The organism is Candidatus Paracaedibacter symbiosus (assembly GCF_000757605.1).
GTDB classification, from domain to species: domain Bacteria; phylum Pseudomonadota; class Alphaproteobacteria; order Paracaedibacterales; family Paracaedibacteraceae; genus Paracaedibacter_A; species Paracaedibacter_A symbiosus.
The window spans coordinates 52,978-69,854 of record NZ_JQAK01000004.1 but is presented as its reverse complement, the minus strand read 5'-3'; the positions used below and the strand labels follow the sequence as shown (position 1 = coordinate 69,854).

Below are 16,877 nucleotides of genomic sequence, written 5' to 3'. Positions count from 1 at the left end.
CTCGCAACCAGAAATAATAACGAAATAGGGCCTGCCTAAAACAGGCTGCCCTATACCCTAATATAAGAAATTTAATTACCGAACTATTCAACAGGGCTTAGCATTATGCTGGGATCACCTAAACCAAGCTGCTTGAGAATACGTTCATATGCTTCAAATTGTTCTAGCGGGGATAGTTTTCCTTGTGGAATAGCATTAAGCTCATTTGTAAGCTTATCCCTCAATTCTTCATTACAGTCTGGTAAACTTTCTCTAATGGCATGAATGTAATAATTAGATGCTATTTTCAACTCAGTTTCTGAGTATTGACGGGAATAGCGAGATGTAATGTCTGCTGCATTTCTTGCAGCTACTAACGCCATGTTTATATCTTTGTGATAAGGTTCTAGCGAATCACTAATTTTTTTATCTTTTTCATATAATATTGATAAAAACCAGAAAGCTATATATTCATTTTCTATCAAGCTTCCACCGTATTGCTCAGTTGTTGAAAGAAATGTAGAATTAAAAGAGGAGAATTTTGATGACCTTGAAGCCCAGGAAAAAAGGGAGCTTTTCATAATATTTTCTTTAAAATGAGCAACTGCTTTTTGGCGATTTCCTTCTTCTGCTTCAGTCCAAGCGTCTATTGCTCGTTCCCATTGCAGATTGATTATTTTTAAAGAAGGATCTGTTGCTTGAATTTTCCTATTACCGCTAGCCTTAATAAGTTGCCAAAACCCTATTTCAAAGTGAGCCATACCTCTTTCAAAGCTTGGTAAAGTATTTGCTATCTCATTTGCTTTACTAAAGTATTTATCTGCTTTATCTGTATCTTTAGGAAGTACAATTATCTTCTTTTTGCTTTTAGTCACTATTCCTGTAAGATATGCATCATAAAGGATAAGGTTTGCCTCTATAGACCCAGCCAAAGTTGTTGTTAGTATTTCCACAACACTTAAAACTTCCTTTTTTGATTTACGCTCTTCGATAAGGTGAGCTAAATAATTGGCTACCCCCTTATCTAACAATAAATCTTTGCCCACATCCTGCTTTTCATAAACCTCTCTTATTATTTCTAAATTCTCGTATACATTATCTTTATCTCCATCGGCATTCGTAAATAGCCTATTTTGAAAAACGAAAAAAACAGCTGACAAATCACATTCATTAAATGCTAAATCCAACCACTTATTTCGTTGATAATAGTAAGTTTCCCTGTTAGGGCTCTGATATTGCGCAATCCCAATAGCTGCATGAGCACAGGGACTGCCATCATGAAAGTCCCTCAAAAACTTATCCATATCTTTATATTGCCCACACTCCACCACTTCCTTGAAAACAGGCATAAGACTGTAGACAGCATCTCTTACCTCATGGGAAACAAGTAGCAAATTTGCCAAATCGTGCGTTGAACAATAAGAAAGGATTAGGTGTTTAAGCTCATCTGAAAGATATGATGTGCTGTTATAATCTAGGGAGGTGGGCTTAGCAAAGAAGTCACGATAATATCTTTTTTTCAGCTGTTCGAGTACATCCTCCATCATTCCTAATCTTCTTTCAGGATCGTTGCCCAAAAATAATTTTATAAACTCCGGAGTAAGTTTTTTTAAAGACCCCAGATGATTTTCAAACTCGTCAATTTTCTTATATTTCTCGCTTCCCTTATGGATCTCTCTGTATTTCTCGTCAGGTTCTTTTTGGTCAAGCGTATCAATGATTTCTTGGGCTTGAGTTCTTTGCCTTTTGCGTACTTCAGGTTCTCTTTCGCTTTTATCCAAAGGCCTTTTATTTCTGCTTTCAGGAATATTGTCTCCATCCATAGCTAGAACTGTCATTGGTGCAGCAAAGAGAAAAAAGAGGGGTAAGATTTTTGTTAGTGTCCTCATCAAGCGACTCCTTTTTTATTAAGATCAAAGAAAAAATTACAGTTATATACGGTAAAAATTTTTCTTCTCCTATACATAAGCATAAAAGAGATGGTTTCAATAAGTTTGGGAATTATCTCCTTTTTTAATGCAAAAGATTGGCTTTATACGTGTAAAGCCGCTCTTTTTTTCCTATGAGCTTAGGTTTTGTGTATCTTTTGTGATATAAGTCCTTTGTGGCTCTTTTTACCTGCGAAACTTTTGCTGATTTTCTTGAAATAATTAAAGATTGTTGTTTGCCTTATCCGCAACAAATCCTGGATAAAAGGCTCTGAGGGGACTTTATATTAAATAAAGAATTGAGGGATGAAAAAATCAATAACTAGACTGAGAAAGAGTATAGTACTCTAAATTCCTTACAGAAAGATTTAGAAAATCGCCAAATTAATGGAGTGCCTTTTAGAGACCATCCCAAGTTTGAGCACCAGATAAGACGGCGCATAATGCCGTGAAAAGAAGACTGCTTAAATTACAATGGATTTTCCAGGAATCACGTGGGTCTTCAACTTCCTCTATAAATTTTATGATACACAAAGCTTCTAACTTTTTATGCTGTTTTTTTACTTTATTCTCATAATAACACTACCATTTTCAATATTCCTTTCTTCATGCAATTGCCCTGGCACCGTTCTTTATTGATTTTCCTTTTATTTAATTTGGAAAATGTCCAGATTCCTATTGAAAATAATAAGTTAAATACCTATATAAGGTTTGCCATATTTCATAAAATGGGAATTCTAATGAAGAAAATAAGCTCACTTCTTATAAGTCTGTCACTTATAATATCAAATAATTCTGCCTGCGCACAAGATCAACTTATTGAGATAATCCAAAATGGAGTAAGGTATACCACCCGCATCTTAATATAGAAAATTACAATAATTTATACTTAGAGGATGTCCAATGTTTTTTGGATAGCTTTTTAAGAGAAAGAAATTTTTTAGAGGGGCACTTTCCTTTAGGAATTATAGAAAACAATCCCTTTAAGTCTATATTAAGACTCCTAGAAACAGATGATAGAGTTAAAGCCTCATTGTCTGGAGAGGAATATAATCACACATATAAAGAGCCCATTACCCATTTATATTTTTTGTTCCCTACTCATCTAGAGGCTACAAATGATAAAGCGACATACAGCATTGCTTTGCATATCATGCAGCGCGGAAAAGAGTATTTAACTTATGAGGGAATTATTCCTGAAGGTCCCTTATTCTTAGATCCTCAAGAGGAAAGCGACTCCCTTCATTTTACTCTTAAGAAAACCAGGGGTGATGGTGACTGTGGCTTTAGTGCTATTGGGACCACGCGACAGAAAAGTTTAAAGCTTCTCAAAGGTGCAGGAGATAACCTTGTTGTCAGGAAACTAGTAGCACCAGAGATTGTCAGAGCATTAAGGTATGAAAACCTTCCGGAAAAGATATACGGCCCCTAGTTTAGAAAAGCGTTGAAATAAAGGAGTCTTCCTTTTGCTTAAAACAACAAAAAGACTCTTTTATTTCAACTCTCAAGATTCTTAAAAATAATCTCCGAGCTTAAACACAGTATGAGAATCCTGTCTCAGGATTTATGGTATCCAATCTGTATTAGTAGCCAATGCTGCATATATGCGGCCAAGGTTATTTTGCGCGACTGGATTTCCTTGCTTTGCTGACTTGGTATACAAATCAATGGCTTTTAGGACATCTCTTTCAATACCATAACTGCTGCCACGCCAATATATATTACCAAGGTTACACTGCGCTTCTGCAACCCCTTGTTCTGCAGCCTGAGTATATAATTCAAAGGCTTTGCGACCATCTTTGTCAACACCTCCGCCGCCAGTCTCATACATATAGCCGAGGTTATATCGCGCGAGATTAAGCCCTTGCCCTGCAGCCTGAGCGTATAATTTAAAGGCTTTGCGATCATCTTTGTCGAGACCGCCGCGGCCAGACTCATACATGATGCCAAGGCAATGCTGCGCAAGTGCATATCCTTGCCTTGCAGCCTGGGTGAGCCATTTAACAGCTTTGTAGTCATCATTATCACCACCGCGGCCCTTCTCATACATAATACCGAGGTTATACTGTGCGTCTGCATTTCCTTGCTTTGCCGCCTGGCGAAAGAATTTTCTTGCTTCCTCATACCTGCCTTGCGCATGCAAACGTATCCCTAGAAATAATTGAGCGCCTTCTACCCCTTGCTCTGCAGCCTGGCGCCAGAAGTCTTCTGACTCTTCAAGCATACGCTGCTTATCCAAAAACTCGTGCTTCAGGATAGGCATTCCAAGAGCTCGTGCACGGTCGTAAAGCTTTTGTGCTCTTTCTAAGTTTTGATATTCACCATTAGCTAAATAAAAGCCATGTAGCTCATGTATAGCATGGATATTTCTTTGTTTTGCTGACTCTTCAAGGAAATATAAGCCAGCAACTATATCTTTGGGAACACCTAATCCTTTAAGATAAAATCTGCCAATCTGAAATAGAGCTTGAGGAGAATCCTCTGGTTTTTCTATACTCATATAAAGATTGAAGGCTTCCAGATAATTTTGCTTCACCCCCTTTCCTTCACGATAACAATCAGCCAATCTTAGAAGCATTTCATTTGAAGGATTATCTCCAGCTTTCACTAACGCATTATAAAAGCAAACAAACGCTTCTTCAGGCTTGTTTTTGGTAGATAAGTCATTTCCTTCATTCCACCACTCATCGGCAGATTTGGGCTCTTTCATCCCAGCAATTGGCCGTACCATTGGTTCTGGGATACTATAGGGAAGAGCATCTTCTAAGTGATAGGTCTTGATCCAGTCAACAATACGAGCAAATTTATCTTTTGTGATTCGTACACCACTATTGTTTCCATTTATGCTGCCATCTGTGTGAATCCCAATCGTAAAAACGCTGTTTTGTTCTGGAGAAATTGGACTGGGCCATTGTCGCCAGATTGCTCCTCCACTTTGACCAAAAGAAGTATCAATTCTATAAAAAATCTTTTCAGGATCAAACCATCTATCTTCACTGCGGTTCTGCATCTCCCACATCTGAGTTGAATAATAATCTTTACTGCCTTTTTCGCCAGGATAACCGGTTACCATAATTTCCCATTTTTTGAAGAAGATATCTGGTGCATACAGTAAGCCAGACCAACCTGTTTTATTACCAATTGCTTTATCTAGGATCACCATTCCAAAATCATAAGCATCTTTTTGCCGAGAGTTGGTTATCCATTCTTTGGGGCAAAGCAGAATACATCCTTTGCTATAGCCAAAGGGAAAATTTTCACCTTGTCTTCCTGGGCTAAACCAAACCTCTTGGGGCCATCCTTTTTCTGGCTGGGATGATTTTTTGGCTAAATCATATCTATAGAGATTGTGACCTGCTGTTAACACATGATTAGGCCCCACCAAAATGCCAGAGCCAACCACTTTTTCTTCTTCTCCAAATCCCATCATTAGATGACCGTGAACACAATAAGGCCATTGTGAAGGATCTTGTACTTGGTACCGATGGTCTAGGGTTGAAGAACCACTTTGTTTTGTCGCCTTTGGCTCCTCCTCTATAACTTTTGCCACCAATGCATCTTGAACCACATAGGGAATAGGAGGTGGCTTCTCCTGTCGAGGCGTATCTTTTTGTAAAGAAGCTTGTTGTGGTTGGTAGCTGAAGGTATATTTGAATTTCAATGTTCCTTTTACAAAGGGCTCTGTTTTTGGAACATACTCGGGCTTTTTTTGACCAGCTCCTTGGTGCTGCCGTAAATCATACATCTCTGGATGATCCATGGCTTCGGCAGATAGAGAAGATAGGATCATAAAAGCAATAAGAGTTCGGCACCAGTTAAATATCTTTTTAAGTGTGTTGGCCAAGGGATGATGAAATGGCATGGAGCACCTCTTTATTAAATTTTTCTTAGTCTCTCATGGAAGAGAAATATATTTCTTCTTTAAAATCAAATAATTATTAACCTTTTAAGAGATTAATTGCTTAGGGGATTAATTGCTTAAATGGGATGATACCGGCATACAGGCGTCGTCAACTTGTTTAGAGAGGAAGAGTCTGATAGATAGTTATGGGTAAAGGAAGGAATAGGCCATGACAGATCGTTACAAAGGCTACCATCTCCCTAAAATCATCATCGGCTATGCCATTCGTCATTATTATCGCTATAAGTTGAGTTCGAGGGATATCAGCGAAATTCTCTTTGAAAGAGGGATCGAGGTATTGTAATGCCCCTAGTTTAGTAAGCTAATTTTAAAAGAGTCCCCTGTCGTTTGCTATGGGTTAAAAATCTGGCTCTGATGCTACCATGTTCTATGCTTAATCCTAGTCTTCTTTTGGCCGCCCCATAACTTCTCAATTTATCGGTAGTAATGACTTTAGGACTGTATTGTAACCCAATGAATAGCTTATAGAAAATCGCATAGCAGAGACTGTTTTTGGACTCAAATATCAAGTTTATAACCATCTTGATCAACGGCTCTCCATAACCAATGTTGTTGGTCATTAATCTTGACAGAAACTTCGTCTAAGTGCCATTGACCACCTCTTCGAGGCGCTCTCCTCTTTAGTTAATGAGCATATAAAGGGCCAAACTTACCACCCCATTTACGAATAGCTTCGTAACTGACGCCTATTCCCCGATAAGCTAATATTTCACCAATATCTCGTAAATTAAGACCAAAACGGTGATATAAGAAAACAGCGTAAGAGATAATTTCAGTTGGAGATCGATGTCGTTTATAAAGCACGACGTCTCCTCTTTAAAAAACTCATACCTTATATTATTTAATTTTAAAAATTAAATTGAGGGTATCCCCCTTTGTCTTAATAATTTGACTTAAATAAAGAATTTTTTTTCTTATTTCACCTTATTAAGATAATGAAATTATTGTAGTTTTAGCTTGTCAAATTGAATTAAGGAATGAATGAAATGTGGAATGAATTCCTAAAGGGAGTAAAAATGATGGCGTACAATTTCCAACGTATTGTTTTTGCGGCTCATAAAGATGACAACAATACTAATGCAAATAAATCAAACAAAGAAAGTGACAAGAATAAACGTCTAGATGCCACCCCAGATGAGCAAAAAAAAAGGATGCATGAAGCTTATTCTGAAATAGGTAAAAAAGGTGGCGAGACACGGGCTGAGCAACTGGGCCACGAAGGCTATGTAGAAATGGGCAAAAAAGATGGCCAAGCAAGAACGGAACAAATGAGCCAGGAAGTTAAAAAAGACTCAACAAAAGAAAAAGATAAGGATGAGAAGTACAAAAAATAAAAGGTGCAATTTATCTTGGAAGAAAGAGAGTGACTGGATTTTTTATTCATAGCTAACCAAGTGATATGTTTTTAAAAAAGAAGTTATACTCTTTCTCACCAAATTATAGATCCACAGATAAGGAATAAGAAAATAAAGCATATATTGATTTAAAATAATAAATTAGGAAGGATTTTATACCATGCGATCACTCACATTTAAGTGTAAATGGATAGTTGTTACTATTGCTAGCAGTTTACTAGTTAGCCCTTCTTCATTTCAGAGTTCACATGCTACGAATGTCTCATCAAATCAAACACATCAAACACATAAGGTACTGGCTAAAGATAATTATTCTGAAAATGTAGCAAAAATATTGCAGGAGCTTGCCCAAGCTGAAATTGATGCTTCTTTTCTTATAAGGCAGGCAATGGAGAACATAAATAGCTCTGTTTTACGAGAAAAGCTCCGTCAATTTAAGCAACAATGTGAAGAACACATTAAAGTTTTGAGTAACCTTGTCCATGCTTACGGTAGAGAAGCTCCTTCATACTCTCGAGATTTCAAAGGGTTTTTTATGCAAGGGTACGCGGCAATGAGAGGTTTACTAAGTGATAAAGGGGTTATGGCAGCTTTGCATACCAATCTTCAAAAAATAGTAAAGATTTACGAATCTCAGCTAAATTCATCCGATTTGCCAGAAGATGTAAAGGCTAAAATAAAAGAGATCTATGAGTCTGACCATAAGATACTTCAATATGTCGCAACGCAATTATAATATAATGTGTTAGAGCTTTCTAGATTTAAAGGGAAATAAAGATGGTTAATAAAAATAAAGATGGGTGCCAAGAAAGTGGTAAAAAAGCAAGTGAAGGTGGGAGGGATAATCCAGAGAAAGCTAGCCCTGCTGCTATAGAACGTTATCTTGAAGGAATAAAATATCCAGCAAGTAAACAAGATCTCACCAGCCAAGCTAAAAAAATGGAGCCCCACAGGATGTCATCAATGTTCTTAATAAATTTTTAGTGAACATCAATACAATAGTCCTGTAGATGTTTCTAAAGAGGTTGGAAAGATAGAATAGTTGATTCCCATGATAAAGTGCAATAGGCGTTAATACTGAGTCTAAAATCAAGGGTTATTTTAGGTACAATATCAACGCCTTAACTCTTCCTTATCCAGGGGGTTTTAATCTCTAATATCATTGTCATGCTGAGCGTTAATTTAAGAATTAACATTCAAGTTGATTCCTCTCTCCCTTGATTTTTACCATTCCTTTTTCTACGCTAAAAAGGAAATCACGGCTAGCAGTGGTAATTCCCCCCTTAAAAAAGAGCAACGGCTCTCCATAACCAATGTTGTTGGCCATTAATCTTGATAGAGACTTAGTCAGTCCTTTTTTTCAGACAAATTCTTAAGGAGCACTGGTTTTTAAACGTGGAGGATGCTAAATTGAAAATTATGCAGTGGGTGGCGAGAACACAACTCGCATTGCCTCATAGTGCTTAGGGTACCAGACACTCCATAAGGCTTGCTCGCTTATCACAGAATACACCCCTTCCCTTTTAGAGGGATAAAAAGCCGGGTTTTCTCAACGAATTTGGTCTAACTTTGGAGTAGGCCCACTTATTTTAGCAACCCATAATGAAAAAACGTAAGAACAATAAGTATCATGACAAATATTGAATTTCTAGGTCTTTTGGCAGGATTTGTATCCACCATTTCTTTTTTACCTCAAGCCCTCAAGGTTTGGAGGACTCATTCCACAAAAGGGATATCTTTAGGGATGTATGTTATCTATTTTATTGGGCTAATTTTATGGGGCGTGTACGCATGGCTGATTGAGTCATACCCACTTCTTGTAACAGAAATAGTGACCGGTATTCTGGCACTTTATATATTGATAATGAAATTTAAAGAGCATAAGAGTTAAGAAAGTTATGTTGCAAGTGGCTTTGTTCGGGATGGTACGTGCATCCCTTATAACAGGGCTATCTCCTGCACCTTTAAGGAGCTTTAAGCTCTTTGCTCGTGTGGTTCCAAGAGTACTAAAGCCACAGTCACCGTCACCTTTATCCTCGTAAGAGTAAAATGAAGAGAGTCGCTTTCCTCTTCAGTATCTAAGTATAAGGGGCCGTGAAGGATGATTCCCTCATAAGTTAAATACTCTTTTCCACGTTTATGATATGCAAGACAATACTGTATGTCTCTTTATCACTTGTGGTTCCTCGGTAGGTAGGGAACAAAAAATATAAATGGGTTGAATGCGTTCTAATTTTTTCATTAGGATTATCTCCCACCAATGCTATTTGGAGATAACCATTTTCTTCTAGCAATTTTAATAGAGCAGTGAAGGGATTATCTTCTATAACTATTAAAGGGAAGTGAGCTTGCGAAAAATTTCCTTCTTTTAAAAAGTTATCCAAGAAGCTCTCTACATCCGGTAAATGTACGGTACTACAATTTTCTATATTAAGATGTGGACGGGTTAAAGATCAGCAAACACTATGTTGAATGGTTGAATGATTCATTTCAGCCTCATGTATTATCATTATTTCCTCTAAGTCACGATAGCTTAAAGAAAATCGACATTTCATATAAACAAACAGCATTATGACCGATAAAATGGGGCAGTATGCATAACCATCTTGATCAACGGTTTGCCATAACCAACATGGAAAACGATGCCGTTTATAAATCATGCGACCTCCTATTGAAGAAGTTCATATCTTATATTAATTAATTTTAAAAGTTAAGTTAATGAGATGATACCAATTTATCTTCTGGCGTATTATGGTGTGGTTTTTCTGCTGCTAATACGTTAAAGATTGTGCTCGTCAGAAAAAGTGCTATATAGTAAAATGACATTTGTTTTCTCCTTCAGAAAAGGGGGCAAAACAAGGTGTTTATTGGAAATTATAATTCTCAATTGAGAAGAAGAATTGTAATTTCTATTCGTTTCTATGTTGATATTGATTGAAATTATGTGAAAAGAAAGTGTTTTCTTGAAACTTTATTATTTTTTTTGGGGAAATTATGGTTGCACGTTTATCGACGCTCGCTAATGGATTAAGAGTCGCTACCGATGAGATTCCGCACGTGCAATCGTGCGCGATTGGGATGTGGGTTGGGACTGGTTCCATGTACGAAAAGGCTGAGGTGAATGGTATTTCTCATGTGCTGGAGCATATGGCCTTTAAGGGGACGCAAACGCGTAATGCTCAAGAAATTGCTGAAGTTATCGAATCGGTTGGCGGATATCTGAATGCTTATACTTCCCGCGAAATGACGGCTTATCATGCTCGTGTTTTAAAGGAAGATGCGGCTCTTGCTGCAGATGTCCTTGCCGATATTTTGCAAAACTCTCTCTTTGATCCTATTGAGTTTGCTCGAGAACAAGAGGTAATCATCCAAGAAATCGGCCAAACTTTAGATACTCCAGACGATATTATTTTTGATTATTTTCAGGATATGTGTTATCCTAATCAGCCCATTGGCCGACCCATTTTGGGAACAGAAGAACTGGTTAGATCTTTCACTCCAGATTTAGTCAAAAATCACATGCGGCAAAATTATAGCTTAGAGAATATCGTCTTTGCCGCTTCTGGGAATATTAAGCATGAAGAGATGATCGCGCTTGCTGAAGCAAAACTTACCCAATTTACATCTAAGGTTGCCCCTGAAGAGGTAACGCCAACTTTTGAAGGCAGTGTGCGGATTTTTGAAAAAGATCTGGAGCAAGCGCATATTGTTTTCGGTTTTGAAGGTGTCCCTTATCACCACCCAGATTACTATGTATCTTCTGTTTATTCGACCCTTCTTGGTGGCGGAATGTCGTCGAGGCTATTCCAGGAAATTCGGGAAAAGCGCGGCTTAGTCTATACAATTTACTCCTTCCCCACCAGTTATTTAAACGCAGGCCAATTTTCCGTATATGCGGCCACTTCAGAAAACCAGGTGAAAGATTTATTGCCGGCGATGTATGAAGAATTACGAAAGGTACCCAAAACATTAACTATGGAAGAGGTAAATCGCGCGAAGGCTCAGCTAAAAGCAGGGTTAATGATGGGGGCGGAAAGTACCATGGCCCGTTGCGAGCAGGCAGCCAGACAAACTCTTATCCATGGTCATCCAATCCCTTTAACTGAGATCAGTAAACTGGTTGAAAATGTCACTTTTGAGAATGTTATTCAGTTTTCTGAATCGCTTTTGACCCGCAAGTCATCTCTTGTTGGTCATGGACCCATTCAAGAATTGGTTGGGTATTAAGCTTACCTAACCTAATGCTGCTGGTTTCTGCTTTTCCATTGAGATCGCAGATGACTAAAAGAGGACTTATTGGCAGAGCACGAATGATAATCACTTCCCAGGGCTAAGCACGTCCTACCTCAGCGGTGAGATGTGTTGGGTCCACGCCAATAGAGGCCATCGCATGATGCCAGATATTGGCTGGATCTTTATTAAAAATAAGATCTTCGTGTGCTTCTATGGCCAGCCAGCCATTGTTTTGGATCTCGGTTTCAAGCTGCTGGGCACTCCAACTAACATAACCTAAAGCCACCAGAGCGTTCCGCGGTCCCTCACGATTTGAAATGGCTTTTAAGATCTCAATAGTTGCAGTTAGGGCAAAAGTATTAAGTATGGTTACGGAGGCTTGAGCCAAATAGTCAATAGTGTGGAGGACAAACCCGCGTCCCACTTCTGCTGGTCCCCCATAATTAATTGGACCATCGGGAGAAGTAGGGTCATAGGAGACCTTTATCTGATCGAGTAAGTCCTTAAAACTTACAGAAACCAGCGGCTTATTAATAATGAGGCCCATCGCGCCTGTTTCATCGTGGCCACACATATAAATAACGGAATGATGGAAGCGTTGGTCTTGTAAATAAGGCGTGGCAACTAATAGTTTTCCCGTTAGAAATCCGTGTTGTGGGTCATATTGTAGTGCTTCTGCCATCATCCTGATCACTTTAATGGGGGTTATATGTAATCATATAGGATGAATTATTGAGAATGGTTTAACGCCCCCCCTTGTTCTTTTTATTTTTATAATAAATAATATAAAGAAATAATATTTTCTTTAGGTGGTTACTATGATCAATATCAATCAAAAAGTACCCAATGTGACGGTAAAGTATGTAACCAATAATGAGATCAGTGAAATTAATTTTTATGATTATTTGGCTGATAAAAAGGCTGTTATCTTCGGTCTTCCCGGCGCCTTTACACCGACATGCAGTGGATCTCACCTTCCCAGCTTTGCTGAGACAGTTGAAAATTTTAAACAAAAAGGCGTTGATCAGGTTATTTGCTTAGCGGTGAACGATGTATTTGTTTTGAAAGCTTGGGCGCAACATCACAAAGTGGAACATAAAATCAATTTTATTTCTGACGGGAATGGCAGCTTGACGCAAGCCCTAGGGCTGACTTTAGATGCAACACCATTTGGGATGGGAATTCGCTCGCAGCGCTATTCTATGTATGTAGAGTCTGGTGTTGTCCGTCTACTTAACATCGAAACTTCTTCCGGGGCTTGTACAGTGGCTGCAGCACCCACCATATTAGGTCAAATTTTGTAAACTATAACTAAAAAACGGTTTTTGTAACCTATGATTTTTGGCACCTTTTCGCTTTGAATTTTTTTCAGGAAAGCAGGCTAGGGGCGGAAATTTGGAATTCCAGAATTCGCTCAAACCGGATGTTTAAAATTACCGGTTTTCCAATCATGATGAGTATCATACTTTTCATTGACGAATTATTGAAGCTTTACAGCAATAACAATCCACTCAAAGCGGAGAGTCCAATTTCTTTTCAGCCTTTACCTATATCCCTGCTGTTGTGGCGGCTGGATTTGTTGGTTTTGGGCGTATTGAGGGGGCTGCTGCGGCGGTCGTTGAGGATTCTGTTGAACGAGATGACGGTGGTGCTGTTGTTGATGCTGCTGAATTGGTTGCTGCTGCGGAGAGGATTGTAGGTGGCGTTGAGCAGGCATAGGTGGCCTTTGTTGATAACCTTGTTGCTGCTGCTGGTAAGGGTGAGAGCGTAGTTGCTGTTGTCTTTGCTGGTATTGCTGTTGTGGGTGTGGTTTTGGAGCAAAAGCAGCAGGCTGTGGTTTTGAAGGAAGGTTAGTTTCCACAGTTGACTGAGGATGGTAACTAGACTGTGGTCCTGGATGGGGCACATTCTGGGCAGAACCGAAAGTATGGGGCGAGAAGGATCCATGAACAGTTCCTGAAATTCCTTCTATATGCTGCTGCGATTTGATGGCGAGCTGATTTTGCGCTTGAGCGGCAAATGGTTGCAGCGCAGGGGGAACATGATTCACAACCTTTGACAGGGCGCCGCCACCAAGTTTTGACTCAACTTTAATAACTTCATCCCGCAGAAGTTTGCCGCCTACTGTGCCTGCTAGTTTGCCAACAGCTGTAGAGCCCTTGTGTTCTTGATTGGCACTCGCCCAGGATGTTGAGGACGATGATCTACCTGTTCCGAAGGTAGCGACGGCTGCCAGGAAGCCAATCACAAAGAATAAACTACCTAACACCATTAACCCAAAAATTAATCCAGCTAAAGATATTTTGTTCATGGAAAAAGAGAGCTCCTCTAGTAACCAATTGTAAGTTAAAGCGATGCGAGAACGGCGGGAAGACCCGGCTTTGCCAAGTTGTTGGCGACTAATTTCAAGATCAGCAGACTGTAATAACGGCCCACCTGTTAAAAATTTGGGAATAAAGCCCGCCATTTTGTTGGTGCTGACATCAGGTGTAGAAAATCGTGCCTCAGGCAGCAGAAGGGGTAATACCTTGCCTGCCTCATTGGTTTTTTCAGGCTGATCTCTATAAAGAGGTGTCGTTCTTAACAATGTGGAGGGTACTCATCTTTTTTGAATATACTTTCCTTAAAAATAGTATGGCATTCTTTTTATGAAATATTAACTGTTTTTTAATTTTTTCAAGAAGTTGAGCATGAAAAGCCACATATTTAGAAATTCTATTAAAAATTTAGTTTTGTGCTGTAAAAGCTATATTAACTATTTCATACTTAATATCGTATAGTTAAAACCATGTGGAGATAAATTATGAACCTAAAGTATTTATTGGCAAGCCTTTTTGCCGTTACAACAGTTGCGGTTGCCAGCGAAAATATGGACAAAGGAATGCAACAAGCTCCAGCTGCAGCTGAAGCGCCAAAAGCTGAGCCAACGACCAAGACTGATGACAAGGCTAAAATGCACTCCCATCAACATCATATGGAAAAGCATCATGACGTGGCAAAACATCATGAAAAAAAATGCATCATCATATGAAAAAGCATCATGAGGCTAAAAAAACTGAAGCAACAGCTCCTGCTGCTGCCCCAGCACAAAAGATGGCAGCACCCACGCCTGCACCACAAGTTTCTGAAAAAGTTGCTGACGCGAATTCAGTGCTGCGTATTGACCCAGCTAATCAAGCAAAAGACTAATTTATCTAGTTTTTTGACCAAACGCTCCTCGGTTTGAGGGGCGTATTTTTATAGCCATTTTAAATGAAACTTAATCTTCTTTTGTTAAGCTTTTAAATATTATTTTTAGTTCAGAAAGTAAAAGTAATGTTTAAAAGTTTGTTGTTTTTAAGCCAGTTTTTCACCTGTGAAGCGCACCATAATCATCGCATTTATGATATACTGATTCAAAATGACCAGGAGGCCATTCCAGCGTATAAAAGCAATATTTATTTTAATGATGATCTGATGACGGTGAAAGAAATTAAGGTGATTATACACCGTAACGAAAAAATTGCAGCCAAAGTTGAGCAAATGCATATGTATCGTGAGGGGCATGAAATGAACGATTCTGAAATTTTGGGGATAAGAGACCCAGGGTCGCGGAGTATTACTGTTAAGGTCAGTTCGCTGCAAGAAAATAGATAAATCAGGTGAATTTTTTATCAATATCTCTTGTGTTCACCGGTTAATGCGGCTATATTTCTCTAGATTCTGTGTTCACAGAGTCTGATAATTGCGGAACGTAGCGCAGCCTGGTAGCGCACTACTCTGGGGGGGTAGGGGTCGTGGGTTCAAATCCCGCCGTTCCGACCATTCTATTCTATATTCTTCCCAACTATTCAAAAAAGTGATCTGTTTTTAATCACATCTTAACTTGCGGTAATTTAATTTCAAAACTGTAGGGTATCAATTGTCTTATATTGCTCAGGAGTTTTGATATGATGAAATATTTGTTTATCTGTGCTACTGTTGCTGTATTTTTGGGCAAAAATTTCTGCTGGGCAGCTAATGCTCCCATTCCCGGCATTAGTGATCAAGAAAAAGATTTTATGTTGGTTAAGAACGAAATCGTTCAGCGGTTGGGGGCAGAATATAGGCGGGATAATTTTCGATTTACTGAAAAAGCATTAAACCGTGAAGTGTATCAACGTGAATATCTTTATGATAATTCAAAAAAATAAATCCTTATCAGTATCCTCAAATTGGCGAACTCTTTTATAAAAAGCGTGATTTGAGTGATTATACGCATAAAAAGTATTTAGATCATGATAATTGGGTACGCTACACAGAAAAGTTTATCCACCGTTTTGGCCTTAATGATTATATAACCCATCTAAATTTTTCATCTATCCCTTTTTCAGATATTTTTGTTCAATTTCTAGAACATGAAAAATTAGAACGTGAAAAATGGCGCCAGTTGGCTGAAGATGTGAAGAAAAACTCAGCTAAATATTTGCTAAAAGGGCCATTGCATCCCCACAAAATAACAGGTGTCGATCTTTTACATGAGGAGGGAATGACAGGGAATGGGGCTAAAGCCATCGTATGGGACTGCGGTTTTGTGGATAATCGTCAAGTTAATTTTGTGGCAACTGATGAGGATCAAATCAAATATCCTGAAAAAGGTGAAAAATATAAGCGAGATGATGAGCATGGAACCCATGTCGCTGGCATTATTGCGGCATTAAAGCGATCTGGTGCTAAAAAGGGGGTGGCGTTCGGAGCAGAGATACAACCTGTTGAATACCGTGGTATTCCCGATTTAATTGAGCGTATTAAAAATAGTGATACGAAAATTATCAGTGCATCATTCCACTTCTTACTCAACAAAAGTGATGTGCGGCAATTGGATTTACTCATGGAGGAGCTGGAAAAAAATGACCGTTTGTTGGTGATGGCAGCGGGCAATGACTCAAAATATTTAACTGAGGAACTCTCACCAAACTTTTATCAATACTGGTTCCATGGTATGTGGTTCGGGAACCATAATGCTTGGGTGATGGGGAAAAAGCCAGAGATGTTTAAACGGATGCTTCTTGTAGGGAGTCTGCGGGAAGATGGCATCACAGTAAGCCGTTTTTCAAACCTTCCTGGTGTGTTCTCGCAAGATTTTGTTTTTGCTCCGGGGGAAAATGTTTTATCTACTGTTGCGTGGGATAAGTTTGATACCATGTCAGGAACATCCATGGCAACGCCTCATGTTTCAGGGCTTCTAGCTTTAATGAATAAGTATTATCCTACTCTAACGGCACTTGAATTGAAGCAATGCTTGACCCAAACTTGTGATCCATTCTGGGAAGATGTGGATAATAAATTTGGAGCTGACTATAAAGCAGATGTTCATGGTTTAGGCCGGATCAATGCTGTGCGGGCATTTGAAGAAGCAGAGCGCTTATCAAAAATGAATATAGCTGCCATGGATATTGATTCTAACTCAGATGAAATGGAGGGAGAGGCCGCTTAAGTAGT

At 38.9% G+C, this 16,877-nt stretch carries 20 protein-coding genes, 1 tRNA gene and 2 pseudogenes; 14 read left to right on the top strand and 9 right to left on the bottom strand.

Annotated elements, in window-relative coordinates; all coding sequences use genetic code 11:
* Positions 1–83: 83 nt before the first annotated feature.
* Both IG80_RS0108870 and IG80_RS16850 read right to left on the bottom strand, forming a co-directional pair.
* Entirely contained in the window at positions 84–1,868 is a 1,785-nt protein-coding gene (locus IG80_RS0108870; RefSeq protein ID WP_032113708.1) for an F-box protein, read from the bottom strand.
* 438 nt (positions 1,869–2,306) lie between these two features.
* On the bottom strand, positions 2,307–2,441 hold the full coding sequence (locus IG80_RS16850) for a transposase family protein (RefSeq protein WP_084756328.1): 135 nt from the start codon (positions 2,439–2,441) through the stop codon (positions 2,307–2,309).
* 376 nt (positions 2,442–2,817) lie between these two features.
* Here IG80_RS16850 and IG80_RS0108865 point away from each other — a divergent pair, with 376 nt between their 5' ends.
* On the top strand, positions 2,818–3,339 hold the full coding sequence (locus tag IG80_RS0108865) for a hypothetical protein (protein ID WP_032113707.1): 522 nt from the start codon (positions 2,818–2,820) through the stop codon (positions 3,337–3,339).
* Between the two features lie 132 nt (positions 3,340–3,471).
* On the opposite strand, the gene IG80_RS13405 is transcribed toward IG80_RS0108865, so the two are convergent.
* Positions 3,472–5,769 (bottom strand): SEL1-like repeat protein, encoded by a 2,298-nt coding sequence (locus tag IG80_RS13405; RefSeq protein WP_052046286.1) that lies wholly within the window; start codon positions 5,767–5,769, stop codon positions 3,472–3,474.
* Positions 5,770–5,977: 208 nt separating this feature from the next.
* Between IG80_RS13405 and IG80_RS16275 the strand changes: the two genes are divergently transcribed.
* Positions 5,978–6,112 (top strand): hypothetical protein, encoded by a 135-nt coding sequence (locus IG80_RS16275; RefSeq protein WP_320408882.1) that lies wholly within the window; start codon positions 5,978–5,980, stop codon positions 6,110–6,112.
* 215 nt (positions 6,113–6,327) lie between these two features.
* Here IG80_RS16275 and IG80_RS16845 read toward each other — a convergent pair.
* Together IG80_RS16845 and IG80_RS13400 are read right to left on the bottom strand one after the other, a co-directional pair.
* Positions 6,328–6,411, bottom strand: a pseudogene (locus IG80_RS16845) (DDE-type integrase/transposase/recombinase); the annotation flags it as partial.
* Positions 6,412–6,453: 42 nt separating this feature from the next.
* Positions 6,454–6,633 carry an IS6 family transposase gene (locus tag IG80_RS13400; RefSeq protein WP_052046285.1) on the bottom strand — a complete coding sequence of 60 codons (180 nt, stop codon included), beginning with the start codon at positions 6,631–6,633 and terminating at the stop codon, positions 6,454–6,456.
* Between the two features lie 212 nt (positions 6,634–6,845).
* Here IG80_RS13400 and IG80_RS0108850 point away from each other — a divergent pair, with 212 nt between their 5' ends.
* The 4 genes from IG80_RS0108850 to IG80_RS0108835 all read left to right on the top strand — a co-directional run bounded on the left by IG80_RS0108850 (position 6,846) and on the right by IG80_RS0108835 (position 9,075).
* Positions 6,846–7,163, top strand: coding sequence for a KGG domain-containing protein (locus IG80_RS0108850; protein WP_052046284.1), 318 nt, complete (start codon positions 6,846–6,848; stop codon positions 7,161–7,163).
* Positions 7,164–7,344: 181 nt separating this feature from the next.
* Positions 7,345–7,920, top strand: coding sequence for a DUF2383 domain-containing protein (locus tag IG80_RS0108845; protein WP_032113706.1), 576 nt, complete (start codon positions 7,345–7,347; stop codon positions 7,918–7,920).
* 41 nt (positions 7,921–7,961) lie between these two features.
* Entirely contained in the window at positions 7,962–8,168 is a 207-nt protein-coding gene (locus IG80_RS0108840; protein WP_032113705.1) for a DUF2795 domain-containing protein, read from the top strand.
* A gap of 646 nt (positions 8,169–8,814) precedes the next feature.
* Complete coding sequence (locus tag IG80_RS0108835; protein WP_032113704.1) at positions 8,815–9,075, top strand: SemiSWEET family sugar transporter; 261 nt, start codon at positions 8,815–8,817, stop codon at positions 9,073–9,075.
* Positions 9,076–9,301: 226 nt separating this feature from the next.
* On the opposite strand, the gene IG80_RS0108830 is transcribed toward IG80_RS0108835, so the two are convergent.
* Both IG80_RS0108830 and IG80_RS14700 read right to left on the bottom strand, forming a co-directional pair.
* Positions 9,302–9,568, bottom strand: coding sequence for a hypothetical protein (locus tag IG80_RS0108830; RefSeq protein ID WP_032113703.1), 267 nt, complete (start codon positions 9,566–9,568; stop codon positions 9,302–9,304).
* Between the two features lie 75 nt (positions 9,569–9,643).
* Positions 9,644–9,769, bottom strand: a pseudogene (locus tag IG80_RS14700) (IS6 family transposase); the annotation flags it as partial.
* 409 nt (positions 9,770–10,178) lie between these two features.
* Between IG80_RS14700 and IG80_RS0108825 the strand changes: the two are divergent.
* Entirely contained in the window at positions 10,179–11,411 is a 1,233-nt protein-coding gene (locus tag IG80_RS0108825; protein ID WP_032113702.1) for a M16 family metallopeptidase, read from the top strand.
* A gap of 103 nt (positions 11,412–11,514) precedes the next feature.
* Here the strand turns inward: IG80_RS0108825 and IG80_RS0108820 are convergent, their stop codons facing one another.
* Positions 11,515–12,102 carry a YqgE/AlgH family protein gene (locus IG80_RS0108820; RefSeq protein WP_075553217.1) on the bottom strand — a complete coding sequence of 196 codons (588 nt, stop codon included), beginning with the start codon at positions 12,100–12,102 and terminating at the stop codon, positions 11,515–11,517.
* 133 nt (positions 12,103–12,235) lie between these two features.
* On the opposite strand from IG80_RS0108820, the gene IG80_RS0108815 reads away from it, so the two are divergent.
* Positions 12,236–12,721 (top strand): peroxiredoxin, encoded by a 486-nt coding sequence (locus IG80_RS0108815; RefSeq protein WP_032113701.1) that lies wholly within the window; start codon positions 12,236–12,238, stop codon positions 12,719–12,721.
* A gap of 239 nt (positions 12,722–12,960) precedes the next feature.
* Here the strand turns inward: IG80_RS0108815 and IG80_RS0108810 are convergent, their stop codons facing one another.
* Positions 12,961–14,004 carry a hypothetical protein gene (locus tag IG80_RS0108810; RefSeq protein ID WP_032113700.1) on the bottom strand — a complete coding sequence of 348 codons (1,044 nt, stop codon included), beginning with the start codon at positions 14,002–14,004 and terminating at the stop codon, positions 12,961–12,963.
* A 216-nt stretch (positions 14,005–14,220) separates the two neighbouring features.
* On the opposite strand from IG80_RS0108810, the gene IG80_RS0108805 reads away from it, so the two are divergent.
* From IG80_RS0108805 to IG80_RS0108785, 6 genes are all read left to right on the top strand, one after another.
* The gene (locus tag IG80_RS0108805) at positions 14,221–14,448 is read left to right on the top strand and encodes a hypothetical protein (protein ID WP_032113699.1); all 228 of its coding nucleotides are present in this window, start codon (positions 14,221–14,223) and stop codon (positions 14,446–14,448) included.
* Complete coding sequence (locus IG80_RS15160) at positions 14,445–14,606, top strand: hypothetical protein (protein ID WP_232224384.1); 162 nt, start codon at positions 14,445–14,447, stop codon at positions 14,604–14,606. Before IG80_RS0108805 ends, IG80_RS15160 begins: the two co-directional genes overlap by 4 nt.
* A 126-nt stretch (positions 14,607–14,732) precedes the next feature.
* A complete protein-coding gene (locus IG80_RS0108800; protein WP_032113698.1) occupies positions 14,733–15,053 on the top strand; it encodes a hypothetical protein in 321 nt (106 codons plus the stop codon).
* Between the two features lie 91 nt (positions 15,054–15,144).
* Positions 15,145–15,221 (top strand) — tRNA-Pro (locus IG80_RS0108795).
* A gap of 125 nt (positions 15,222–15,346) precedes the next feature.
* On the top strand, positions 15,347–15,589 hold the full coding sequence (locus IG80_RS0108790) for a hypothetical protein (protein WP_032113697.1): 243 nt from the start codon (positions 15,347–15,349) through the stop codon (positions 15,587–15,589).
* Between the two features lie 50 nt (positions 15,590–15,639).
* A complete protein-coding gene (locus tag IG80_RS0108785) occupies positions 15,640–16,872 on the top strand; it encodes a S8 family peptidase (protein ID WP_032113696.1) in 1,233 nt (410 codons plus the stop codon).
* The last annotated feature ends 5 nt before the right edge of the window (positions 16,873–16,877 follow it).